The organism is Blastomonas sp. CCH1-A6 (assembly GCF_001556365.1).
In the GTDB taxonomy this organism is placed as follows: domain Bacteria; phylum Pseudomonadota; class Alphaproteobacteria; order Sphingomonadales; family Sphingomonadaceae; genus Blastomonas; species Blastomonas ursincola.
On record NZ_LSIS01000042.1, the window covers coordinates 1 to 23,748 of the forward strand.

The window sequence follows — 23,748 nt, forward strand, 5'->3', positions numbered from 1 at the left end:
GTGCAAGGCCGCTGCCTTGCGCTGTTCAAGGGCGGCAGGCTGGTGGATCAGCGCAGCGGCTGATCGCGGCGCAGGCCGATCAGTGCAGCTTGAGCTTGGGCCGCACGATCTGGTTCACATGGCCGATGACGATCAGCGATATGCCGCGCCACCAGCCGTGGATCGCGATCAGGTGCATGCGGTAGAGCGATTGGTACGCCCAGCGCGCCAGCCGTCCTTCCACCGCCATGCGCCCGCCGACCAGATTGCCCATCAGGCTGCCGACGGTGGAAAAGCGGCTCAATGACACCAGCGAGCCATGGTCCTTGTAGACGAAATCCTTGAGCGGCTTGCCTTGCTGCATCCGGCACAGATTGTCGAAGACATGGCTCGCCATCTGGTGCGCCGATTGCGCGCGCGGCGGGATCGGTCGCTCCTGGCCGGGCAGCAGGCATGAGGCGCAATCGCCCAGTGCGAAGATATGGTCGTCCAATGTCGTCTGCAGTGTCGGGCGGACGACGAATTGGCTGAGCCGGTTGAGTTCGAGATCGCTCATCTCGGTGACGCCATCGGCACCTTTCACCCCTGCGGCCCAGACGATCAGGTCGGCAGGGATCGATTCGCCCGCCTTGGTCTCGACCGAATGCTCGTTGACCTGCACGACCTGGGTATTCTCGCGCACGCTGACGCCGAGCTGCTCGAGCTCGTGTCGCGCCGTGCCTGCCAGCTCGGCATCGATCTGCGGCAGGATGCGCGGTCCCGCCTCGAGCAGCGTGACCTCGAGCTTGCTCTCGTCGAACACCTCGAGGCCATAATAACGCAGCGACTTGGCGGCATTGTAGAGTTCGGCCGATAGCTCCACGCCGGTCGCCCCGCCGCCGATGATGCAGATGCGCACCCGCGCTTCGGGATTGCCGGTGTTATGCTCGTGATTGGCGCGCAGGCACGCGTTGAGCAGCTTCTGGCGGAAGCTGTCTGCCTGGCCGCGATGCTCGAGAAACTGGGCATTTTCGCGCACGCCCGGCACGCCGAAATCGTTCGAGACACCGCCAAAGGCGAGCACCAGATAGTCGTAGCGGATGCGGTGCCGCCCGATCACCTCCTTGCCAGCATCGTCCAGCAGCGGCGCGGTGGTGATATGCCGCGTCGTGCGGTCGATGCTTTCGAGCGCCCCGTTGAAGAAACGATAACCCCAGCGCACCGCATGGCCACCATAGCCGACCTCGTCGAGATTGGCGTCGAGCGAGCCTGCGGCGACCTCGTGCAGCAGCGGTTTCCAGATATGCGTGAGGTTGCGGTCGACCAGAATGATGTCGTGCTTGTCGCGGCCGTATTTGCTGCCGAGCCGTCGTACCAGCTCGAGCCCGCCAGCGCCTCCGCCCACCACGACAATCTGCGTCTTCTGGTCGCTCACACCGGCCCCCTGAATAGTGTCAAGCAAAGTTAACACATATTACCGAGCCACCAAGCGATTTGGCGCGCCCGATCCGATAAAGTTCAGGCGCGGCGGAACGGGCGATTGAGCTGCACAATCTTCGCGTTGAGCATCGCCGCAAAGCTGACCCAGACGAGATAGGGCACGATCAGCCAGCTCGCGAGCACTGAATAAGGCCGCAGCCAGACGCACATCGCGAACACCGACGCCCAGAGAAAGACGACCTCGACCAGCGCCCAGTCGGGCCGCTTGAACTTGAAGAACAAGGGCGACCAGAGCAGGTGAAACACGAAATTCGCGACATAGAGCGCGATGACGATCATCCGGTCGCCCTCGGTCTGCGTGCCGTCCCACGCCAGCACGGCGGCCCAGGCGGCAAGGCCCAATATGATCGTCCAGGCCGGGCCAAACAGCCAGTCGGGCGGCTGCCAGCTCGGTTTCCTGAGGTTCCTGTACCAGGCCCCGATCTCGGTCAGCAGCCCGCCTGCCCCGCCCAGAATGACGGCCCAGGCGATTGCGGCGATGACGGGGGTGCTGAACATGGGTCAGCACATGGGGTTGAGGGGCAGACAAGACAATGCCATCGGCTCTCAGCGCGCATCTTTGCTTGCCGCCAGCGGCTCAAGCTGCTGATATGGTTGCCAATGTTACGAAGACAAAAGGGGTTTCCTGATGCGTATCCGTCACCTGCTGGTCGCCAGCAGCTTCGCCGTACTGACCATGGCAACGCCCCTGGCTGCACACGCGCAGGAGGCGGTGAAGCCCTCGCTGACGCTCAAGGCTGCAAAGGCGCAATTCCGCCCGGTCAGCTTTGCCAGCGCCCTGCCCGCGCCATCGCGTAGCCTGGTACTGCCGCTGGCCAGCGATGCTGATCTCGCGAGCCGCGCCAGCGCGCTATCCGAAGCCGAACGCGCCGGGATCGCCCGTGCGCTCGCCGCAGCGGAGTTCGACTATAAGTCCGGCACGCTCAGCCTGCGCGGGATCGGTGGATGGGACCGCATCCATGTCGTCGGCACCGGGTCGGACCTCAGCGCAGCAGCCGTGCAGAAGCTCGGCGTGATGGCAGGGCGCGCGCTGATGAAGGACAAGGGCCCGATCACCGTGCTGGCAAATGGCCTGCCCGCCGAGGCGGTGGCCGAGCTCGCCACCGGCATGGGCATCGGCGAGTATCGCTCGGACCTCTATCAGGCCAAGGCGCGCGAGGCCGCTGCGATGGCCGCGACGACCATCGTCACCGAAAGCGGCGAGGCCGCCCGCGCCGCCTATGAAGGACGCGGCAAGCCGCTGGTCGAGGCGATGGCCTTCGCGCGCGACCTTTCGAACGAGCCGGCCAACGTCATCTATCCCGAAAGCTTTGTCGAACGCACCCGCGCAGCCTTTGCGGGCGTCCCCGGCGTGACGATCGAGGCGCTCGACGTGCCTGCGATGGAAAAGCTCGGAATGGGCTCGATCCTGGGTTCGGGACGCGGATCGGCGCGGCCGCCGCGCATGCTGATCGTGCGCTATACCGGACGCGGTGCACCTTCGACCGGTCCGGTCGTGCTCGCGGGCAAGGGAATCACCTTCGACAGCGGCGGCATCTCGCTCAAGGCCGGGGCCGGCATGGGCGACATGAAGTTCGACATGTCGGGCGCGGCGAGCGTTGTCGGCGCAGCGCTGGCGCTGGCCAAATCGCGCGCGCCGGTCGATGTCGTCGCGATCGCGGCGCTGTCGGAAAACATGCCCGACGGCAATGCCGCGCGCCCCGCAGACGTGCTGCAGGCAATGAACGGCAAGACCATCGAGATCATCTCGACCGATGCCGAAGGCCGCCTCGTCCTCGCCGATGCGGTTGCCTATGCCGATGCGAAGCTCAACCCAGCAGCGATCGTCGACATGGCGACGTTGACCGGCGCGATCATGACCGCATTGGGCGACGATTATGCCGGGCTGTTCAGCCGCCACGATCCGCTGGCCGATCAGCTGATGAAAGCAGGCGACGCGAGCGGCGACGCGCTTTGGCGCATGCCGCTGCACCCGAGCTATGCCGAGGACACCAAATCGACCATCGCCGATATCAAGAATTCGGGTGCAGGTGGCGCCGGAGCCGGCGCGGGCGCGCATTTCATCGGCGCGTTCGTGAAGCCCGAAACGCCCTGGGCGCATATCGACATCGCAGGGATGGCCTGGGGCGGCGCGAACGATCTGAAACCTGCTGGATCGACCGGCTATGGCGTGCGCCTGCTCGAGCGCTTCGTGCGCGATTTCCAGCCGGTGCCCAAGGTGGCTGGGGAGTGATAGCACGAAACTGGCCCGTCACCTCCGCGAAAGCGGGGGTCCCGCTTTGCTGATTCAGCGTCTGCAAGAAATCGGGATTCCCGCGTTCGCGGGAATGACGGTGGGGTCTGACGCCTCGGGTTACACCCGCTCGATCAGCATGGCGATCCCTTGCCCCACGCCGATGCACATCGTCGCGATCGCATAGCGTCCGCCGGTGCGCTGCAGCTCTTCGGTGGCGGTGAGCGCGAGCCGCGCGCCCGACATGCCGAGCGGATGGCCCAGCGCGATCGCACCGCCATTGGGGTTCACATGCGCCGCATTGTCGGGCAGGCCGAGCTGGCGCAGCACGGCGAGGCCCTGCGCGGCAAAGGCCTCGTTGAGCTCGATCACATCGACCTCGCCCAGCGTCACGCGCGCCCGCGAGAGCAGCTTCTGCACTGCTGGTGCCGGGCCGATACCCATGATGCGTGGCGGCACGCCCGCCACCGCCGTGCCGATGATCCGCGCGCGCGGGGTCAGGCCATGGCGCACCGCAGCGGCTTCGGACGCGACGATCAGCGCTGCCGCGCCATCGTTGACGCCGCTGGCATTGCCCGCCGTCACCGTGCCGCCGGGGCGCACGATGGGCTTGAGCGCACTCAGCGCCTCGATCGAGGTCATGCGCGGATGCTCGTCGGTATCGACGATCAGCGGTTCGCCCTTGCGCTGCGGGATGCTGACCGGGACGATCTCCGCCGCCAGCCGCCCCGATTCCTGCGCGGCGGCCGCCCGCTGCTGGCTGCGCAGCGCGAACGCGTCCTGATCGGCGCGGGCGATGCCGAAATCCTCGGCGACATTCTCCGCCGTCTCGGGCATCGAATCGACGCCATGCACCGCTTTCATCAGCGGATTGACGAAGCGCCAGCCGATGGTGGTGTCATAGACAGCATTGTCGCGGGCAAAGGCGGTGCCTGCCTTGGGCATCACGAACGGCGCGCGGGTCATGCTTTCCACGCCGCCCGCGATCATCATATCGGCATCGCCCGCGCGGATCGCGCGCGCGGCGCTGCCCACCGCGTCGAGCCCCGATCCGCACAGCCGGTTGATCGTCGCCCCACCCACGCTCTCCGGCAGGCCCGCGAGCAATGCGGCCATCCGCGCGACGTTGCGATTGTCCTCACCGGCCTGATTGGCGCAACCCATCAGCACATCGTCGATTGCGCCGGCATCGAGCCCCGGATTGCGCCCGACCAGCGCACGCAGCACCACCGCCGCCAGATCGTCGGGCCTGACGCTCGCCAGCCCGCCGCCATAACGTCCGATCGGCGTGCGCACCGCGTCGCAGATAAAGGCTTCGGTCATGGCAGGTCCTCTCAGGTATCGATCCGGTGGTCTCAGCCCCGGAAATTGTCCTTGGCGACGCGGCGCTCGGCGAGTTCCTCGGCGGAGCGGGCGCGCATGAAGGGATTGGTGGCGCGTTCGAGCGCGATCGTGGTCGGCACGGTCGGCTCGCCGCGCGCGCGCATCGCCAGCACTTGCTCCATCCGCTCGGCCAGCGCCTGGTTGTCGGGCTCGGCGACCAGCGCATAGCGCCCGTTCGATTCGGTATATTCGTGCGCGCAATAGACCGCAGTCTCGCCGGGCAGCGCCGCCAGCCGCGTCATGTTGGCGAACATCTGCTCGGCCGTGCCCTCGAACAACCGCCCGCAGCCCATCGCGAACAGCGTATCGCCCACGAAGATCGCCTGCTCATCGGGCAGATGATAGGCGATATGGCCCGCGGTATGCGCAGGGACGTCGATCACATCGGCCCTGAGCGCGCCCAGATGCACCACATCGCCGCCCTTCACCGTGGTGTCGAACGCCGCGATCCGCTCGCGCTCTGCCTCGGGACTGGTGATCGCGCAGCCGGTTGCCGCCTTGATCGCCGCATTGCCGCCGACATGATCGGGATGCCAGTGCGTGTTCCAGATCTGCGTGATCGTCCAGCCACGCGCCTCGGCCTCGGCCAGCACCGGCTCGGCCTCGGCAGGGTCGATGACGACGGTCTCACCGCTCACCGGCTCGTGCACCAGCCAGATGTAATTGTCGGACAGGGCGGGGATACGCGCAATTTCGATCATGCCAAGCGTTGTGCCCAATCGCACTGCGCTTGCCAAGGGCGCATTGGGAGCACGCCCCCTCTATCATGATCAATAAAGGGGGTGGTGGACAGGGATGGATTCGAACCACCGTTCGGCATTACCCGGGCAGATTTACAGTCTGCTGCCTTCAACCACTCGGCCACCTGTCCACGCGCTTAAACCCAGTGCGTTGACCCCCTGGAGGGGGTCGTTCTTGCCGAGAGGCGGTCCCTTGAACAATTCGTGCTTGCCTGTCAATGCCGACAGGACGAAAAGCTGCAAACTATCAACACCGGCGTTCCCCGCGCCCAAGAAAGAACCACAAACCATGGCAAAACGCGGCGCACGCAACCGCAACCGCAAGGCGGGACTCGAGGGCGGCAAGCTGCCGCGATTCTGGGGGACGCATGCCTGCGAGGCGGCCTTCAACAATCCCGAGCGGCAGATTCGCTGGATTCGCGGCACGCGCGAGGCGCTGGCGCAATTCGATCTGCCCACGGGCGTGTCGGTCGAATATGCCGATGTCGCCGATCTTGCCCGCCTGGTCGCGCGCGATGCGCCGCACCAGGGAATCGTGATCGAGGTCGAGCCGCTCGACGACATGCTGCTCGGCGATGTGCTCTCGGGCGATCCGCTGCGCCCGCTGGTGGTGCTCGATCAGGTCACCGATCCGCACAATGTCGGCGCGATCTTCCGCTCCGCCGCCGCCTTCGATGCCGCCGCGATCATCACCCAGGATCGGCACGCGCCGCCCGAATCGGGCACCATCGCCAAGGCCGCCTCTGGCGCGCTGGAGATCGTGCCTTGGGTGCGAGTCGTGAACCTGTCGCGCGCGCTCGAGGAAATGGCCGATGCCGGTTACTGGCGCATCGGCCTTGCCGGAGAGGCCGAGGACACCCTGGCCGAGGTGCTGGGCACCGGCCCGGTCGCATTGGTGCTGGGAGCCGAGGGTGAAGGCCTGCGCCACAATGTCGCCGGCCATTGCGATACACTCGCGCGCCTGCCGATCAGCAGTGCGATGGAAAGCCTCAACGTCTCGAACGCGGCCGCCATCTCGCTCTACGCGATTCGAATGGATCGGGGGGAAGGCTGATGCGTGCCGGGGGGCGAATGGGGCTGCGGATACTGGCGGTGGCCGCCGCCGCCTGGATGTTGACCGGGTGCCTGCTTTCGCCCGGCAAGTTCGCTGCTGACATGACCGTGATGCGTGGCGGCGGCTTCAGCTTCACCTACAAGGGCGACATCCACCTACTCGGCCTGTCGCAACTGATCGCGATGGGCGCAGCGCTCGACGACAACAAGGCGGAGTTCACCCCCAGCCCCTGCTATGGCGAGCCCGCCGAGGTCGACGCGGCGGTGCTCAAGACCGCCTATGCCCAGGACGAGCAGGACGGCGAAGGCTGGGCCGAGGAAGCACTCGAACGCGAATGCACCCCCGCCGAGATCGAGAGCCAGAAAGAAGCCTGGGAAGAGCAGCGCGCGGCCAAGAAGGCCGAGGACGCCAAGAATATCGAGATCTTCAAGGCGATGCTCGGTGGCATCGACCCCACCTCGCCCGACGCGATCGACGAGTTCATCACCCGGATCAAGAAGCAGAAGGGCTGGCGCGAGATCGTGCACAAGGGCGACGGCCTGTTTACCGTCGATTATGCGATCTCGGGCCGGATCGACCAGGATTACAGCTTCCCGACGATCGAGAAGGTGCAGGGCATCACGCCGTTCATCGTCGCCACCGCGCGCACCAACAATTCCGTGCGCATCGACGCGCCCGCCTTTGCTGCTGGCGGCCAGACCAGCTTCATGGGCGGCAATATGGGCGGTCTGATGTCGATCCTGCAGGCGGTGGGGTCCTCCAGCAACAGCGAGGAGGCGAAGATCTTCGCCAACCTGCCCAAGCCCGACGGCATGTTCACCATCCGCACCGATGGCGAGATACTGACCAACAACACCGAAGACGGCCCGAGCGTGTCGGGTGCGATGCGCGTGCTCGAATGGAAGGTCAATGCCCGGCGCGATCGCGCGCCCGAGGCGCTGATATCGCTCAACCCGGCCTGAGACCGGACCCGCCACACTGGTTCCGACGGGTCGCACCTGTACAAAGGACCAAGACATGAGATTCGTGCGTATCCTCGCCGCGCTGGCAGCCCCGCTGCTGCTCACCGGCTGCCTGTTGTCGCCGGGCAAGTTCACCTCCTCGCTGGATCTCCGGCGCGATGGCAGCTTCACCTTCACCTATGTCGGCGAGATCGTGGTGACCGACATGTCGCCGCCGCCCGCCGAGTTCTCGGCGAGCCCCTGCTATAGCGACGACACAGGCGACGAGCGCGAATGCACCGAGGCCGAACTGGCGCAACAGCGCAAGGATTTCGACGCGGCGCAGGCCGAAAGCAAGGCGGAGACCGGAATGGTCGGCAATGCCATGGGCGGCGAGATGGGCGGCCTAGGCAGTGACGAGAGCATTGCCGATCTGGTCGAGCAGCTGAAAAAGCAGCGCGGCTGGAATAAGGTCAGCTATCGCGGCAACCGCATCATCGATGTCGAATATTCGATCACCGGCAACAGCACGCATGGTTTCGCCTTCCCGCTGGTCGATGGCGGCAACGCGATCATGCCTTTCGTCACCATCATCGGCCGCAAGGACGGCAGCGTGAAGGTCTCTGCCCCTGCCTATTCGGGCGAAGCGGGCGGCGGCGAGATGGCGGCGCTGGGCGCGATGGCGGGTGCAGCCGATGCCAAGGGCAAGCCTGGACAGCCCAAGCCCGAAGGCACGTTCACTATCACCACCGACGGCCGCATCCTCACCAACAATACCGAGGACGGCCCGACCATGGCGGGCGCGAACGCGACGCTGAAATGGGTCGTCAACAGCCGCCTGTCCAAGGGGCCGGAAGCGCTGATCGGGCTTGCCGGTCAGTAAGCGGTCGCGTAGCGGTTCGCGGATGATCGGACCGCGACACGTGATGGGAATGCTGGCGGCGCTGACAGCCTGCACTCTTCCGGGATGCATCGAGCGTCCCGACGAGAAACTGCTTCGCCCGCCAGCAGAACTGAACCGCGTCATGGAGGCCTTGGGGGGACGCTCGGCAGGCGCCATTGCCGGAGAGGCGCGGCGCGGGTCCGAGCAGCTTGCACGGCGATCGGCGAGACTGACCGCCCCCGTGCTCGCGCGCGCGATCCGGCATGGCGAAAGCCAGGCTGCCCGTGCGGGCGCCAAGCCCATTCCCGCCGACATGCGAAAGCTGCTCATGCCGCATTTCAAGCCCGAGACGCTGTCTGCGACGCGCTGGACGATTGGCACGGGTCGCGTCGATCTGGGCGCGATTATCGCCGAACAGTTCATGGACGAAGGCGCGATCGCGCTGAACCGTCAGGTCGTTTTCTCCAGCACGCGGTTGACCGAGAATGTCTGGATGTGGGCGCACGAACTCGCGCATGTCGAGCAATATCGGCGCATGGGCGTGGATGGCTTCGCCGCCGCCTATATTACCGACTGGCGCGCGATCGAGCGCGAGGCGACCCGCCGGGCAGACAGGGTGACCGCAGCCATCCGCAAGGCCGGCAACTGAAAACGGGCAAAAGAAAAGGCGGCACTGTTCGCGCCGCCTTCCCCTGTTTCTAGCATTTCAACCGGGGAGGGTTAGCTGCGACCCCTGCCCGCTCAAAGCGTCTGCGCTGCCCCGCCCAAGAGGCAGGGCGGATACGATCAGTTGACCGCGTCTTTCAGGCCCTTGCCGGCCTTGAACTTGGGCTGGGTCGATGCCTTGATTTCCATCTTTTCGCCGGTGCGCGGATTGCGTCCGGTCGATGCCTTGCGCTTGCTCACCGAGAAGGTGCCGAAACCGACGAGACGGACTTCGCTGCCCTTTGCCAGCGCGCCGCTGATCGAATCGAACACCGCTTCCACCGCCTTGCTGGCGTCGGCCTTGGTGATACCAGCCTGTTCGGAAACTGCCGAAATGAGATCGTTCTTGTTCATGCCGTGGGAACCCCCTGATTTTTGTTGAATATTGCTGAATCGCGGCTTTGAGGGGGCTGAGTAAGAACCGATTTGACCGGACTGTCAAAGGGAAAAGCGCGCATTTCCGGGCGTTTTGTCGCAATGTTACCGTAATGCGATCCCGGATGCGCGCTTCTCTTTCAGATGCTGCAATGCACCATGCAAGTCAGTGTTTCACTGCTGCTTCCGCAATGTCCGTGGCGGCCACCGGCGGCTGCGCCGCAAGCTCGTCTGCCTCGGTCCAGTCGATCGGCACGAGCGGATCGACCAGGGCGACGCGAAGCACCTCGTCGACATGGGACACCGGAATGATCTTGAGCCCCTGCTTGGCGTTTTCGGGGATCTCGGCCAGGTCCTTCTCGTTTTCCTGCGGGATCAGCACCGTGGTGATACCGCCACGCAGCGCCGCGAGCAGCTTTTCCTTCAGGCCCCCGATCGGCAGCACGCGGCCACGTAGCGTGACCTCGCCGGTCATCGCAACATCGCGGCGCACCGCGTTGCCGGTCAGCGTCGAGATGATCGAAGTTACCATGCCGATGCCAGCCGACGGACCATCCTTCGGCACTGCGCCTTCGGGAAGGTGGATATGGATATCCTTGCGCGCGAAGATGCTGGGCTTGATGCCATAAGCCGGCGCCCGCGCCTTGACGAACGAGAACGCCGCCTGCACCGATTCCTGCATCACTTCGCCGAGCTTGCCGGTGGTCTTGATCGCGCCCTTGCCGGGTACGGTCACCGCCTCGATGGTCAGCAGCTCGCCGCCCACCTCGGTCCAGGCCAGTCCCGTCACCGCGCCGATCTCGTTCTCCGCCTCGCCGATGCCGTGGCGATATTTGCGCACGCCCGCGAACTCGGACAGGTTCTCGGGCGTGATGACCACGGCCTTGTCCTTGCCCTCGAGGATGCGGCGCAGCGACTTGCGCGCCAGCCGCGCAATCTCGCGCTCCAGCGTGCGCACGCCCGCCTCACGGGTGTAATAGCGGATCAGGTCGCGCAGGCCCTCTTCGGTCAGCTCGAACTCGCCCGCCTTCAGACCGTGCGATTCGATCTGCTTGGCGATCAGGTGCCGCTTGGCGATCTCGACCTTTTCGTCCTCGGTATAGCCTTCGAGCCGGATGATCTCCATGCGGTCGAGCAGCGGCTGCGGCAAGTTCAGGCTGTTCGCGGTGGTCACGAACATGATGTCCGAAAGATCGATGTCGATCTCCAGATAATGGTCCTGAAACTTGGTGTTCTGTTCGGGATCGAGCACCTCGAGCAGCGCCGAGGCCGGGTCGCCCCGGAAATCCTGGCCAAGCTTGTCGATCTCGTCGAGCAGGAACAGCGGATTGCTGGTGCCTGCCTTCTTGAGATTGTTGACGATCTTGCCCGGCAGCGAGCCGATATAAGTTCGCCGATGGCCACGGATTTCCGCCTCGTCGCGCACGCCGCCCAGCGACTGGCGCACGAATTCACGCCCCGTCGCCTTGGCGATCGAGCGGCCGAGCGAGGTCTTGCCGACGCCCGGAGGGCCGACGAGGCACAGGATCGGCCCCTTGAGCTTGTTGGTGCGCGCCTGAACGGCGAGATATTCGATGATCCGGTCCTTGACCTTTTCGAGCCCGAAATGGTCGTCGTCGAGGATCGTCTGCGCCTCGGCAATGTCCTTCTTGAGCTTGGACTTCTTGCCCCAGGGCAGGCCGAGCAGCACGTCGAGATAATTGCGCACGACCGTGGCTTCGGCCGACATCGGCGCCATGCCGCGCAGCTTCTTGAGCTCGGCGGTCGCCTTGGCCTTGGCCTCGGGCGAGAGCTTCAGTTTCTCGATCTTCTCGGCGAACTCGTTGACGCCATTGCCGTCATCGCCATCGCCGTTGCCCAGCTCCGACTGGATCGCCTTGAGCTGTTCGTTGAGATAATATTCGCGCTGGGTCTTTTCCATCTGGCGCTTGACGCGGCCGCGGATCTTCTTTTCGACCTGCAGCACGCCGAGCTCGCCTTCCATAAAGCCGAACACCATTTCCAGCCGCTTGACCGGATCGTCCTCGGTCAGCAGGCTCTGCTTGTCGGCGACCTTGACCGAAATGTTCGCGGCGACCGCATCGGCGAGCTTCGAGGCATCGTCGATCTCGGCGAGTTGCACCGCGGTTTCCGCCGGCAGCTTCTTGTTGAGCTTGGCGTAATTCTCGAACTGTTCGACCACCGAGCGCATCAGCGCGTTGACATCGGTACCGCTGACAGCGCGCGCCGGGATGGTCTCGACCTCGGCGAGCACATGATCGCCGCTCGTTTCGAGCCGGTTGAGCCGTGCCCGCTCGCCGCCCTCGACGAGCACGCGCACGGTGCCATCGGGCAGCTTGAGCAGCTGCAGTACGGTCGCGACCACGCCGATATCGTAGAGATCATCGCGATCAGGATCGTCACGCGCCGGATCGAGCTGCGCGACGAGGAAGATTTCCTTGTCCTGCTCCATCGCACGCTCGAGCGCAGCGACCGATTTGTCGCGGCCGACGAACAGCGGCACGATCATCTGCGGAAACACCACGATGTCGCGCAAGGGCAGCAGGGGATAGGTCTGGGACATGGTCAATTCGGTTCAATCCATCTGGGGTTGGTCACCGGCCGTCCGGTGGCATCTCACCGGCTTATATGGTTGCCGGGTCTATCCACGACAAGCGATCCTGCACCCACCCAGGTTAACGCATTCAGAACGGCAGCTTGAAACCCGCCGGCAGCGGCAGGCCCTGCGCCATCTTGCCCATCTCTTCCTCGCTCGCGCGATCCGCCTTGGTGCGCGCATCGTTGAACGCCGCGGCAATGAGATCTTCCAGCATCTGCTTGTCGGCAGGCACCATCAGGCTGTCGTCGATCGACACGCCGAGGATGCGGCCCTTGGCGGTGGCGCGCACCTTGACCAGGCCGCCGCCCGCTGCGCCTTCGACCTCGATCGATTCCAGCTTGGCCTGCGCCTCGTTCATCTGGCGCTGGACGGTCTGCGCCGCTTCCTGCGCAGCCGCCATCATCTCTTCCATGCTTTTCATGCCTTGGCACTCCGTGTTGGCAGGGTTTCGTCTCCATGTGGGGAGATTTCCGCCGCAGTCCAGTCTATTTCCGCATCGGGAAAGGCGGCCTGGGTCGCCTTGACCAGCGGATGGTTCAGAATCTCGTCGCGCATCGCCGCTTCGGCCTGCTGCTCGAGCTCGGCCAGCGTCGGCTGCGCCTCGCCCTCGCCGCGTTCGACCTCCCAGCGCCGCCCGGTGATCGAGGCGAGAGCCTCGCGCAGCAGCGGGACATAATCGTCGCGGCCGGTGGCGGACTGATAGATCAGCCTGTCCTCGCCCAGCTCGATCAGCCGCATGTCCGATTTGACCTGAGCGGCGATCAGCCATTTGTTGGCATTGTCGAGCATGTCGACCAGATCGGCCATGGTCCGCGGCGTGGCGGGTGGCGGAGGCGCTACCGGCTCGGCGGGAGCCGCATTCCAGGGCGGGCTTTCCTCGGCAGGCGGTGGCGGCGGCGGCGCTGCAGCCTCGGAGGGAGAGGGCGCGGTGCCTCCCGCCGGCGCATCGGCCAGCCTGCGGGCGAGCGTGCCCGGATCGGGCATGGTCGCGGCATAGAGCGCACGCAGCAGCGCCATCTCGCACGCCTCGCGGGGGACCGGCGCGCTCTCGATCTCGTCATGGCCCTTGAGCAGCAGCTGCCACAGCCGGTGCAGGCTGGCATGGCCGAGCTTGCCCGCCCAGTCGGCGAGCGCGGCGCGGTCTTCCTCGCCATGCACGGTGCGCACTCGCCCCGCCGATTTCTGCAGCGTAATCGCATGCACCATTGCCAGCAGCCCGCGCATCACGGCGACCGGATCGACGCCCAGGCTGTGCTGCGCATCGAGATCGGCGAGCATCGCGTCGGCATCGCCCGCAATCAGATGCGCGAACAGCCGCCGCATCGCGCCGCGATCGGACAGGCCGAGCATCGCGCGGACCTGTTCGGCGCGAACCTGCGGCGCGCCCTCGCTGGCATCGCCGCCAAGATCGGCATGGGCAATCGCCTGGTCCAGGATCGACAGGCCGTCGCGCACCGAGCCTTCGGCGGCATCGGCGATCATCGCCAGCGCGTCGGGCTCGGCGGTGATCGCCTCTTTGACGCAGATTTCGGCAAAATGGCTCGCGAGCAGTTCGGACGGGATGCGCTTGAGGTCGAAGCGCTGGCAGCGAGACAGCACCGTGATCGGCACCTTGTTCACCTCGGTCGTGGCGAACAGGAACTTCACATGCGGCGGCGGCTCCTCCAGCGTCTTGAGCAGACCGTTCCACGCCTGTTTCGAGAGCATGTGCGCTTCGTCGATGATGTACATCTTGTAGCGCGCGGATACGGCAGCATAGCGCACTGCCTCGGTAATCTCGCGGACGTCGTCGATGCCGGTATGGCTGGCGGCGTCCATCTCGATCACGTCGATATGTCGCCCTTCGGCAATCGCGACGCACGGCTCGCACACACCGCATGGTGCGATGGTCGGGCCGCCCTGCCCGTCCGGGCCGATGCAGTTCAGCGCCTTGGCGATCAGCCGCGCGGTCGAGGTCTTGCCAACCCCGCGCACCCCGGTCATCAGGAACGCATGCGCCAGCCGCTCGCGCCGGATCGCATTGCCCAGCGTCTGCACCATGGCATCCTGACCGATCAGCTCGGCAAAGGTCTGGGGGCGATATTTGCGCGCGAGCACGCGATAGGCCTGGCCACCGGCGGCAGCAGGTACGGCGACAGCTGGCAGGTCCAGCCCGAGCCCGGGCATTTCGCCTGCGTCATTGTCGATATCTTGGGGCCGGGAATCGTCCATAGATGCTGATTAGCCGCTGCTGCCAGTTGATCAAACCGAAACCGCCCGCTTGTTCAAAACAGAGGGCCTGTGAAGGATGCGGCGCTATAGGATGGTAGGAGCCGGACGACCCGCGGCGAAAATCGTTGTGGCTGCTTCCTTCCGGACCTGACCAGATTGGCGACGGCTACGTCCGCCCGACTCCCGAGCGCCATATGGCGAGTTGATGACGGAAAAGCAAGCCGGGCTGAAAACGCGGTCAGACGCCCTGCATGTCATAGCTTTCTGCCGGGACGCGGCAGGTCAGGCTGCCCCATTCCTCGCGCAGGAAGATCTGGCACGACAGGCGCGAGGTGCGCGTCACCGCGACGGCGAGGTCGAGCATGTCTTCTTCCATTTCCACCGGATCGGGCAGCTTGGCGAAATCCGCCGGATCGATGATCAGGTGGCAGGTGGAGCAGGCCATCTGCCCCTCGCACGTGCCTTCGAGCGGCTGGCCATTGGCCTGCGCGACATCGAGCAGCCGGTCGCCTTCGCTCGCCTGCACCGTCTGACGGGTCTTGCCGTCCGCGCTGATGAACGTCACTTCGATCATCGATCACCCCATCTGCCGATTGGCCGCATCAACGATCAAATGCGCGGCGCGTTCGATTTCGTCAATGCCGGTATAGCGCCCGAAGCCCAGCCGGATAGACGAACGCACTTCTGCGCTCGACAGGCCCAGCGCGGTGAGCACATGGCTGGGCCGCCCCGAACCGCTGGCGCAGGCCGAGCCCGCGGAAAAGGCGACGCCGCGCACATCGGACATCAGCCGCGCGACATCCAGCCCGTCGCGGCGGAGGTTGAGATTGCCGGGATAGCGTTGGCTGAGCGATCCGTTGACCTGCCAGCCCGCGAACAGCTCCAGCGCGCGATCGCGCAGCCATGCAACATGCGCGGCATCCTCCTCCGCCCGCTGCGCCGCGAGCTTCGCCGCCGCGCCGAAGCCAGCGCACAGCGCGGGCGAGAGCGTGCCCGATCGCAGCCCCTGCTCCTGCCCGCCCCCATGGATCAGCGGTTCGAGCGCCGTGCCCTCGCGCACCCAGAGCGCACCGATTCCCTTGGGGCCATGGATCTTGTGCGCGGTGACCGCGATCATGTCCGCCGCTTGCGGCAGTGCGACGCGCCCGAAGCCCTGCACCGCATCGCACACGAACAGCGCGCCCGCCGCGTGCGCCAGATCGGAGAGCACCTCGATCGGCTGGATCACGCCGATCTCGTTATTGACCAGCATCGCTGCGACCAGCGCGGTGTCGGGCGTGATGGCAGCGCGCGCCGCGGGCATGTCGACCAGCCCGTCGCAGTCCACCGGCAGCAGCACGACATCATGGCCCTGCGCCTCCAGCCACAGACACGTATCGCGCACGGCGGCATGTTCGGTCGCGATCGTGACGATCCGTCGGCGCGGCGCGAGCGCGGGCAGCGCCCCCCGGATCGCCAGGTTCAGCGCCTCGGTCGCGCCGCTGGTGAAGATCACGCGCCCGCCTTTGGGCATCAGCGCATCGATCTGCCCGCGCGCGACCTCGACCGCGGCCGAGGCCTTGCGTCCGAGCAGGTGCGCACTGTGCGGATTGGCCCATCCGCCCGCGCTCTCCGGCCCGCCGAGCCAGGGCAGCATCGCGGCATAAGCCTCGGGCGCGAGCGGGGTCGTCGCCTGATAATCGAGATAGATCGGGCTGGCAGCGGCCATCAGCGCTTCGTCCGTGCCGCCATCTCGCGCCACAATTCGATAAAGCGATAGACATGCGCGCGGGTGGTCGACGGGCCGAAGCTCACCCGCACCACCTCGCCCGCCGCCTTCTCGTCCCAGCCCATCGCGGTCAGCACCGCGCTGGTCTTGAGCGTGCCAGAAGAACACGCGCTGCCTGCGGATACCGAAACGCCGGCAAGGTCGAACTGGATCAGCTGCGCATTCGCCGCCATGCCGGGCATGCGATAGCTACCGATGCTCGGCAGGCGCGGCGCATTTTGCGCGACCACCTCTCCGCCCGCGCCGCGAATGGCGCTGTCGAGCTGATGGCGCAGGTCCGCCGCCCGGTCGGTCCAGTAGCGCGCGTGCGTCAGCGCAGCGGCAAAGCCCATGGCGGCAGGCACATTCTCCGTCCCACCGCGATAGCCCTTTTCCTGCCCGCCCGGCGGTTCGAGCAGCCCGAGATCGCGCACCAGCAACGCGCCAATCCCCGGCGGACCGCCCAGCTTGTGCGCCGAGACCACGATCATGTCGGCATCGGGCAGCGGCAGCTTGCCCGCGCTTTGCGAGGCGTCGCACAGGCTGAGCGCGCCGCCGTCGCGCGCCATCGCGGTGATCGCGGCATTGTCCTGGATCACCCCGGTCTCGCTATTCACCGACTGCACCACCACCATCGGGCGTCCGCCGCAGGTTTCGAGCGCACGCGCGAGGCTCGCCATCACCAGCTGTCCGTCGAGATCGACCGCGAGCCGCATCAGCGACCGTCCTGCCGGGATGCGCGCCGTCAGCCGCTGCACCGCGTCATGCTCGGTCGGATTGACGATCCAGCCATCGGCCTTGCCCGCCAGCATGGCGAGCGAGATGGCTTCGCTCGCACCGCTGGTCAGGATCACCTCGCCGTCCCAGTTCAGCGCGCCTGCAATCTGCCGCCGCGCCTCTTCGAGCGCCGCGCGCGCCGCACGCCCGTCGCTGTGCGGCGACGACGGGTTGGCCCAGCGCTCGATCCCCGCGATCATCGCCGCGCGCGCCTCGGCGAGCACCGGCGTCGTAGCGGCATGATCCAGATAGATGCGCGGCTGGTTCATCGGGGCAGCGGATCGTGAGGAAGAGAACAACGGCTCATCGCGTTCCTCTAACCGCAGTCAGGCGCGAATCCACGCATTTTGTTGCTTTTGCCCGAGCGGATTGCGTATAGCGCCCCTTCCCGGCAGCCGCTGCGACCCTATCGGATGCTTCTGCCGCCCTGATATTCAACATGCCGACATTAGTGTCGTTTCAGCCGAAAGAGCGCAAAACATGCCCGCCGTCATCTTTCCCGGTCCCGAAGGCCGCCTTGAAGGACGCTTCAGCCCCGCCCCTCGCCCGCGCGCACCGGTCGCCATGATCCTGCATCCGCATCCGCAGGGCGGCGGCACGATGAACGACCGGATCACCCAGGCGCTCTACAAGACCTTCGTGCGCCGCGGCTTTGCCACCTTGCGCTTCAATTTCCGCGGCGTCGGCCGCAGCCAGGGCACGTTCGACAACGGTATCGGCGAACTGTCCGATGCCGCCGCCGCGCTCGACTGGGTGCAGAGCTTCCACCCCGAGGCGCAGACCACCTGGGTCGCGGGCTTCAGCTTCGGTGCGCTGATCGCGATGCAGCTGCTGATGCGCCGCCCGGAGATCCGCGGATTCATCTCGGTCGCGCCGCCCGCGAACATGTACGATTTCAGCTTCCTCGCGCCCTGCCCTGCCTCGGGCATCATCGTCCAGGGCGCCGCCGATACGGTGGTGACGCCCGGCGCGGTGCAGAAGCTGGTCGATAAGCTGCGCACGCAGAAGCACATCACCATCCACCACGACGAGATCAGCCGCGCCAACCATTTCTTCGAGCACGAGCTCGACGATCTGATGCACTCGGTCGACAATTATCTCGACATGCGCCTAGCCCCGGATTCGCCGATCCGGTGACGGCGCTGGCCGGATATCTGCGTGCCTTGGTCGAATTGCGATGGCATGCAGATCGGTCCTGCTGCAATGTCATGCCACATGATTTCATGGGGGCAATGCATGTCTGCCAGATCCGCCAGTCTCTCACTGTTTTTGGCCATCATTGTCTCGGCTGGCGTGGGGCCGGTCCCTGCCCAGGCCCAGCAAGCGTCCCCGGAAAGCGAAATCGAGGTCATCGGCCGGCGCCAGACCGAGGAGCAGGCGCGCAGGGAAGCCAACGACTTCGTCAGACGGACGGTGTCGACCAGCAGTGATGATCCGCTGGCGCGCTGGGTCACTCCAATCTGTCCGGTGGTGCTGGGCATTCAGCCCGAATATGCCGCGATTGTCGAACGCAAGATCCGTGCACTCGCGAAAGTGGCAGAAATCGACACAGCACAGGCTCCGTGCAAGACTAATATCGTCGTCAGCTTCACAACCAACGCGCGAGCGGTTGTTCAGCGCATCGCGAAAAAATCGCCGCGCCGCCTGAGTGAAGTCCAGATTCCTGATCGGTCCGCGCTACTCAATGGCACTGCGCCGGTGCGCTGGTGGTATACGACGCAGGAAGCCAGCGTTGACGGGGTGGGTGCGGTCACATCTGACAGCCTTGCTGCCAACAGCGGCACGGCAGAGGGCGGAGGCTCGTCGATCGGCAATGGGCTGCCGACGGTGCAGGCCTATAGCTCGAGCATCGTCCGCACCCAGATCGTCCGCGCGCTGCGCAGCGCGACGGTGGTGATCGATGTCAATCTTGCGCAGGGTGTCCCGCTCGACGCTGTCGCTGCTTATGCCGCGATGGTCGCCTTTGCCGAGATGAAGCCAGCACAGACCCCTCCTCCCAATTCGATCCTGGGGCTGTTTGCGCCCGATACCCCGGTCGCAAGCGCTACCGACTGGGACATTAGTTTCCTCAAGGCACTCTACAGCATCCCCGCGGCCCGAGCGGGCTGGAAACAGAAGCGCATGCTCGTGGGCAGGATCCTGAAGGATTCGGAAGCGGCCGGTCAGATTGACGATGAAGAGGATCTGACCGAAGGGCTGGCAGACACGGTCAAATAACCGGGCGAGGCGCGCCCACGCGTCGCGTCGATACATGGTCGATCCGTAACTGAATATCGATGCTTTTCGATAGCCGGATTATTCAAACCATTATGAATGTATTAGTTTGGTTGAATAAGTCGAAGAATCCCTGCATGATGTAACGGATGCGTCATCAGGAGGCCGAGATGTTTCCGAGCCCGAAACTGCGCCATTCCGTTATTCTTGCATGCTCTGCCTTGCTTGCCTTTCCTGCTACCGGCACCGCACAGGGCCAGAATAGTCCGGGCCTCGCCATCGCCAGCCATGGCGCCGACATACAGATCGAGGTGTTGGGCGAACGCCTGTCCGAAGCCGAAGCGCGCAAGGACGCGCACGACTATATCCGCAAGACCGGCATCATCCGGAATGACGATCCGGTGGCGCGATGGAACGTGCCGATATGCCCCAGAGTGATCGGCCTGCATGACGTCTATGGGCGGATAGTGGAGGACCGGCTGCGCGGGCTGGCGAAGCGGGTTGGTGTCGAGGCGGCCGATGCACCTTGCCGGGCCAACATATTCATCAGCTTCGTGACCGATGGCAAGGCAACCGCCCGGCGCGTGGCGTCGCGCAATCCAACCTTGCTCAACGACGTTCCTCAACATGCCCGCAGCGAACTGATGGACGGCAACGCGCCCGTCCGCTGGTGGTATGCCACGACCCTCGGCACCAGCGACGGCGTCAGCGTCGCTCCGCAGATATCCGCGGCAGAAACGCTCGGGTCAGGCTCCGAGCCGTCTGGGGTTCTGCTGAGTGTCCCAGGCATCCGGACATTCCGGTCCGGCGTGGTGCAGACACAGGTGATCCGATCGCTGCAGAGCGCGACGGTGATCGTCGATATCAATCGTGCCCATGGCCTGCCGCTCGACAGCGTTGCAGATTATGCCGCGATGGTCGCTCTGGCAGAGCTGGAGCCCGGCACTCCTCCGCCGAATTCGCTGCTCGGGCTGTTCGCCAGCGGCGGAACCCAGGCCAGGCTGACCAGCTTCGACATCAGCTTCCTGCAGGGCCTTTACGACATACCCGCTGCCCGCGCCGGCTGGCAGCAGCGGCGCATGCTGGTGGCCAGGCTGGTTCAGGATGCCGAACAGGCCGGGCGGATCTTGGAAAAGCCGTGAGTCAGCACCCGGAGCCCAGCAGGGGCAGCCTGTCCCGGCCATTGGCAAGAGCCTTTCCGCCAGAAATGGCAGCTGTTGGAGCGTGACAATGAAACGCACGACCGTGTTCCTTACCGCAGCTGTCTGCATGCTGGCATTAGGCCACGCACCGGCGATCGCGCAATCGGAGCCCAAACCGGAAATCCACGTCATCGCCCCCGCCGCCAACCCGGCCGAGCTGCGCAAGCAGGCGAATGATTATGTCCGGCGTACGGGCATCGCCAACAGCTCCGATCCGGTTGCGCGCTGGCTTGAACCGGTTTGCCCGAAGGTCGTGGGCATCAATGCCGACCATGCTCAGATTGTCGAAGCGCGGATGCGCGAAATTGCGCAGGTATCGGGAATCAAGACCGCCCCTCCAGGCTGCCAGGGCAATATCGCGGTGACCTTCACCAACGACGCGCGTGCGTTGATGCGCCAGCTGGCGAAAAAGGCACCGAGCCGTCTCGCCGGACTCACACCTGTTCAGCGCGACCAGTTGCTGACGGGCGACGCTCCGATACGCTGGTGGTACAACAGCCGCAGTCAAGGTGCCGATGGCATGAAGACGGCCAATTCGGATTCGCTATTGGCCGGCGCGCAGGCGACCGACGGAAATACTTTCAGCACGGGAATTGGTGGCCAATCTGCGATCGGCCATGGCAACGAGACGGTGCAGGCCTATCGCTCGACCATCATCGGCACGCTGGCTGTTCGCGCGCTGTTCAAGGCAACGGTTGTCATCGACGTCAAGCTTGCGCAGGGGCGCTCGCTCGATGCCGTGGCCGCTTATGCTGCCATGGTCGCCTTTGCCGAAACCACTCCGACCAGCCAGCCCATGCCGAATTCGATCCTGGGCCTGTTCGACGCCGGCAATGTCTATACGAACCCGACCGACTGGGACATCGCACTGCTGCGAACGCTCTACAGCATGCCGCACGCCCGCGCCGGCTGGAAGCAGCGCCGCATGCTCGTCAGCGCGATCCTCAATCCTTCCGCTGCCGGTGACGATCAGGACTGACGCTCCCAAGCCTGCTCAGCCGACCTTCACCACCTGCTCGATTGCGCCGAAAATTGTGTGTTCCTTGTCGTCGTGCACGTCGATGCGCACCGTATCGCCATGCTTGAGGAACGGGGTCTTCATTTCTCCGGTGGTGATCTTCTCGACCATGCGCACTTCGGCGATGCAGCTGTAACCCAGGCCGCCCTCGCTGACCGGGCGACCGGGGCCGCCATCGCTGTCGCGGTTGGAGACGGTTCCCGATCCGATGATCGATCCCGCGCGCACACGCCGCGTCTTGGCCAGATGCGCGATCAGTACGCCGAAATCGAAGGTGCAGTCGTCCGATGCCACCGCACGGCCGAACGGTTCGCCGTTCAGATCGACCAGGAGCTTGCGGTGCAGCTTGCCGTCCTTCCAATAGTCGCCAAGTGCATCGGGCGTCACGAACACCGGTGAAAACGCACTGGCTGGCTTGGACTGGACGAAGCCGAAGCCCTTGGCGAGCTCGTCGGGGATCAGGTTGCGCAGCGACACGTCGTTCACCAGGCCGACCAGCCGGATATAGCCGCGCGCCTCTTCGGGCGTCACGCCCTGGGGCACGTCGCCAGTCACCACCACAATCTCGGCTTCCAGATCGCAGCCCCAGGCCTCATCCTTGAGCAATATGGGATCGCGCGCGCCCATCAGGTCGTCCGAGCCGCCCTGATACATCAGCGGATCGGTCCAGAAGCTTTCGGGCAACTCCGCCCCGCGCGCCTTGCGCACCAGCTCGACGTGATTCACATAGGCCGATCCGTCCGCCCATTGATAAGCGCGCGGCAGCGGCGCAGCGGCATCATGTTCGTGAAAGCGCTCGCGCGGAATGGCGGCATGTTCGAGATCGCGCGCCAGCACCTCGAGATACGGCGCCATGCGGTCCCAATCGTCGAGTGCCGCCTGGAGCGTGGGCACCAGATGGCTGGCATCGGCATACCAGGCGAGATCGTTCGAAACGACGACGAGATGGCCATCGCGGCCGCTCTTGAGAGATGCAAGCTTCATGGGATGCGGCTGCCTTTTGCTGTTGCCGGAATGCGGAGATGCTGCACGCAGCATAGTATCAAATGAAACTTGAATGCAAGACCCGGGCGGCGCGGGTCAGTCATCGGTCAGGGAATCCGCGCGCCCCAGCAGCTTGTTCATCAGCGCGGAGAGCTGCGCGCGTTCGTCATCGTCGAGCACGGTCATGATCTGCGCCTCCATCTGGAGTGCGAGCGGCATAATCTCGGCATAGAGCGCCTGCCCTGCCGCCGTCAGCGCCAGATGGTGCGACCGCCCGTCCGCCATGTTCGGTGCGCGCTGGATCAAGGCGCGCTCGCCCAGGGTCTTCGTCGCGCGGTTGACGGCGACCTTGTCCATCCGCGTCGCCGCCACCAGCTCGCGCTGCGTCGCCTCGCCGACATCGCCCAGCACCGCCATGACCCGCCATTCGGGGATCTTCAGGCCGAAGCGGGTGCGATATTCGCGCGCGATCAGATCGCTCACCGCATTCGACGTGATCGAAAGGCGATAGGGGAGGAAATCGGCAAGGCGAGTTATGCTGCGGGTCATGTTGCGTCGGTCAGGCTATTCAATGTCCAGTTTCACGCCAAGCCAAATCGTGCGCGGCAGGGCACGTTCGATGATACCGGGGCCGCTGATGCCCGCCTGCACGGTCGTGTCGAACAGGTTCTCGCCGCGCAGTTCGACAAGCAGATTGCGGTTCAGCCGGAGCGCCGCACGCGCATCGAGCGTGACCGCATCGTCGAGCGCAAGCTGGCCAAGATCGTCCTCGAACTGCGATCCGACATAGCGCGCCGTGATATTCACGCCGCTGTCACCGCCTCGCGGGAACCAGCCGACCGAGCCGGTGGCAAAGTGGCGTGGCACCTGCGCGGGCCTGCGTCCATCGATCGCCGCCTGAGCTGGCGCAGCCTCCACCTCGGCATCGACATAGCTATAGGCGGCGGCAAGGCGGACATCGCCGATATCGCCGCTCGCTTCGATCTCGACACCCTTCGCCTCGACCGCGTCGAGATTTTGCCGCTGGCTGAACGCACCCGCCGCCGAAACGAAGCCTACTCCGGGAAAATTGCCGGGTCCGCGCGCCAGCGTCACGTTGGCAATGGCATTGTCCAGCCGGTTCCAGAAGACAGTTGCGCCCAGCCGAATGGTGTAGATCTCGTAATCCAGCCCCAGCTCCGCGCCGCGCAGGCGCTCGGGGGCGAGCGCGGCGCGGAGCTGGGG

The 23,748-nt window shown here is 65.3% G+C and carries 23 protein-coding genes, 1 tRNA gene and 1 other RNA gene; 9 read left to right on the plus strand and 16 right to left on the minus strand.

Annotation, left to right across the window (positions count from 1 at the left end; genetic code table 11):
- Positions 1-79: 79 nt before the first annotated feature.
- The gene (locus tag AX735_RS01870) at positions 80-1,393 is read right to left on the minus strand and encodes an NAD(P)/FAD-dependent oxidoreductase (protein WP_066274762.1); all 1,314 of its coding nucleotides are present in this window, start codon (positions 1,391-1,393) and stop codon (positions 80-82) included.
- A gap of 83 nt (positions 1,394-1,476) precedes the next feature.
- Positions 1,477-1,956, minus strand: a complete 480-nt coding sequence (locus AX735_RS01875) for a TspO/MBR family protein (protein ID WP_066274764.1) — start codon at positions 1,954-1,956, stop codon at positions 1,477-1,479.
- Between the two features lie 130 nt (positions 1,957-2,086).
- Here AX735_RS01875 and AX735_RS01880 point away from each other — a divergent pair, with 130 nt between their 5' ends.
- On the plus strand, positions 2,087-3,691 hold the full coding sequence (locus tag AX735_RS01880) for a leucyl aminopeptidase (protein ID WP_066274772.1): 1,605 nt from the start codon (positions 2,087-2,089) through the stop codon (positions 3,689-3,691).
- Positions 3,692-3,811: 120 nt separating this feature from the next.
- Here the strand turns inward: AX735_RS01880 and pcaF are convergent, their stop codons facing one another.
- The 3 genes from pcaF to AX735_RS01895 form a co-directional block, all read right to left on the minus strand.
- Positions 3,812-5,014 carry a 3-oxoadipyl-CoA thiolase gene (pcaF, locus tag AX735_RS01885; RefSeq protein ID WP_066274778.1) on the minus strand — a complete coding sequence of 401 codons (1,203 nt, stop codon included), beginning with the start codon at positions 5,012-5,014 and terminating at the stop codon, positions 3,812-3,814.
- 32 nt (positions 5,015-5,046) lie between these two features.
- Positions 5,047-5,775 (minus strand): hydroxyacylglutathione hydrolase, encoded by a 729-nt coding sequence (gene gloB / locus AX735_RS01890; RefSeq protein WP_066274780.1) that lies wholly within the window; start codon positions 5,773-5,775, stop codon positions 5,047-5,049.
- Between the two features lie 82 nt (positions 5,776-5,857).
- Positions 5,858-5,945: transfer RNA gene (locus tag AX735_RS01895), tRNA-Tyr, on the minus strand.
- Between the two features lie 158 nt (positions 5,946-6,103).
- Between AX735_RS01895 and rlmB the strand changes: the two genes are divergently transcribed.
- The 4 genes from rlmB to AX735_RS01915 are packed head-to-tail and all read left to right on the plus strand — an operon-like array spanning position 6,104 to position 9,341.
- Complete coding sequence (rlmB, locus tag AX735_RS01900) at positions 6,104-6,868, plus strand: 23S rRNA (guanosine(2251)-2'-O)-methyltransferase RlmB (protein WP_066274785.1); 765 nt, start codon at positions 6,104-6,106, stop codon at positions 6,866-6,868.
- A 17-nt stretch (positions 6,869-6,885) separates the two neighbouring features.
- A complete protein-coding gene (locus AX735_RS01905; protein ID WP_066274787.1) occupies positions 6,886-7,830 on the plus strand; it encodes a hypothetical protein in 945 nt (314 codons plus the stop codon).
- Between the two features lie 55 nt (positions 7,831-7,885).
- Positions 7,886-8,692, plus strand: coding sequence for a hypothetical protein (locus AX735_RS01910; RefSeq protein WP_066274789.1), 807 nt, complete (start codon positions 7,886-7,888; stop codon positions 8,690-8,692).
- 22 nt (positions 8,693-8,714) lie between these two features.
- Entirely contained in the window at positions 8,715-9,341 is a 627-nt protein-coding gene (locus AX735_RS01915; RefSeq protein ID WP_066274791.1) for an eCIS core domain-containing protein, read from the plus strand.
- A 137-nt stretch (positions 9,342-9,478) separates the two neighbouring features.
- Here the strand turns inward: AX735_RS01915 and AX735_RS01920 are convergent, their stop codons facing one another.
- From AX735_RS01920 to AX735_RS01955, 8 genes are all read right to left on the minus strand, one after another.
- Positions 9,479-9,751: an HU family DNA-binding protein gene (locus tag AX735_RS01920; RefSeq protein WP_017671429.1), complete on the minus strand. Its 273-nt coding sequence runs from the start codon at positions 9,749-9,751 to the stop codon at positions 9,479-9,481.
- Positions 9,752-9,938: 187 nt separating this feature from the next.
- Entirely contained in the window at positions 9,939-12,335 is a 2,397-nt protein-coding gene (lon, locus tag AX735_RS01925) for an endopeptidase La (protein WP_066274793.1), read from the minus strand.
- Between the two features lie 121 nt (positions 12,336-12,456).
- The gene (locus tag AX735_RS01930) at positions 12,457-12,792 is read right to left on the minus strand and encodes a YbaB/EbfC family nucleoid-associated protein (RefSeq protein WP_060977851.1); all 336 of its coding nucleotides are present in this window, start codon (positions 12,790-12,792) and stop codon (positions 12,457-12,459) included.
- Positions 12,789-14,537 carry a DNA polymerase III subunit gamma/tau gene (locus tag AX735_RS01935; RefSeq protein ID WP_066274824.1) on the minus strand — a complete coding sequence of 583 codons (1,749 nt, stop codon included), beginning with the start codon at positions 14,535-14,537 and terminating at the stop codon, positions 12,789-12,791. Before AX735_RS01935 ends, AX735_RS01930 begins: the two co-directional genes overlap by 4 nt.
- Positions 14,538-14,673: 136 nt before the next feature.
- Positions 14,674-14,769: signal recognition particle sRNA small type (ffs, locus tag AX735_RS01940), an RNA gene on the minus strand.
- Between the two features lie 51 nt (positions 14,770-14,820).
- Positions 14,821-15,156 carry a 2Fe-2S iron-sulfur cluster-binding protein gene (locus tag AX735_RS01945; RefSeq protein ID WP_066274801.1) on the minus strand — a complete coding sequence of 112 codons (336 nt, stop codon included), beginning with the start codon at positions 15,154-15,156 and terminating at the stop codon, positions 14,821-14,823.
- A 3-nt stretch (positions 15,157-15,159) separates the two neighbouring features.
- A complete protein-coding gene (locus tag AX735_RS01950; RefSeq protein ID WP_066274826.1) occupies positions 15,160-16,290 on the minus strand; it encodes a cysteine desulfurase family protein in 1,131 nt (376 codons plus the stop codon).
- A complete protein-coding gene (locus AX735_RS01955; RefSeq protein WP_066274804.1) occupies positions 16,290-17,375 on the minus strand; it encodes a cysteine desulfurase family protein in 1,086 nt (361 codons plus the stop codon). Before AX735_RS01955 ends, AX735_RS01950 begins: the two co-directional genes overlap by 1 nt.
- A gap of 211 nt (positions 17,376-17,586) precedes the next feature.
- Here AX735_RS01955 and AX735_RS01960 point away from each other — a divergent pair, with 211 nt between their 5' ends.
- The 4 genes from AX735_RS01960 (at position 17,587) to AX735_RS01975 (ending at position 21,501) form a co-directional block, all read left to right on the plus strand.
- Complete coding sequence (locus AX735_RS01960) at positions 17,587-18,243, plus strand: alpha/beta hydrolase (protein ID WP_023837854.1); 657 nt, start codon at positions 17,587-17,589, stop codon at positions 18,241-18,243.
- Positions 18,244-18,342: 99 nt separating this feature from the next.
- Entirely contained in the window at positions 18,343-19,323 is a 981-nt protein-coding gene (locus tag AX735_RS01965) for a hypothetical protein (RefSeq protein WP_156447388.1), read from the plus strand.
- A gap of 218 nt (positions 19,324-19,541) precedes the next feature.
- A complete protein-coding gene (locus AX735_RS01970) occupies positions 19,542-20,462 on the plus strand; it encodes a hypothetical protein (RefSeq protein ID WP_137775348.1) in 921 nt (306 codons plus the stop codon).
- A gap of 88 nt (positions 20,463-20,550) precedes the next feature.
- Positions 20,551-21,501: a hypothetical protein gene (locus AX735_RS01975; RefSeq protein ID WP_066274813.1), complete on the plus strand. Its 951-nt coding sequence runs from the start codon at positions 20,551-20,553 to the stop codon at positions 21,499-21,501.
- Between the two features lie 15 nt (positions 21,502-21,516).
- Here AX735_RS01975 and AX735_RS01980 read toward each other — a convergent pair whose 3' ends face one another.
- From AX735_RS01980 to AX735_RS01990, 3 genes are all read right to left on the minus strand, one after another.
- Positions 21,517-22,524 carry a fumarylacetoacetate hydrolase family protein gene (locus AX735_RS01980; RefSeq protein ID WP_066274829.1) on the minus strand — a complete coding sequence of 336 codons (1,008 nt, stop codon included), beginning with the start codon at positions 22,522-22,524 and terminating at the stop codon, positions 21,517-21,519.
- Positions 22,525-22,620: 96 nt separating this feature from the next.
- Complete coding sequence (locus tag AX735_RS01985; RefSeq protein ID WP_066274816.1) at positions 22,621-23,073, minus strand: MarR family winged helix-turn-helix transcriptional regulator; 453 nt, start codon at positions 23,071-23,073, stop codon at positions 22,621-22,623.
- Between the two features lie 15 nt (positions 23,074-23,088).
- The coding region (locus tag AX735_RS01990) for a TonB-dependent receptor (protein ID WP_156447389.1) at positions 23,089-23,748 on the minus strand (660 nt) is incomplete at its 5' end.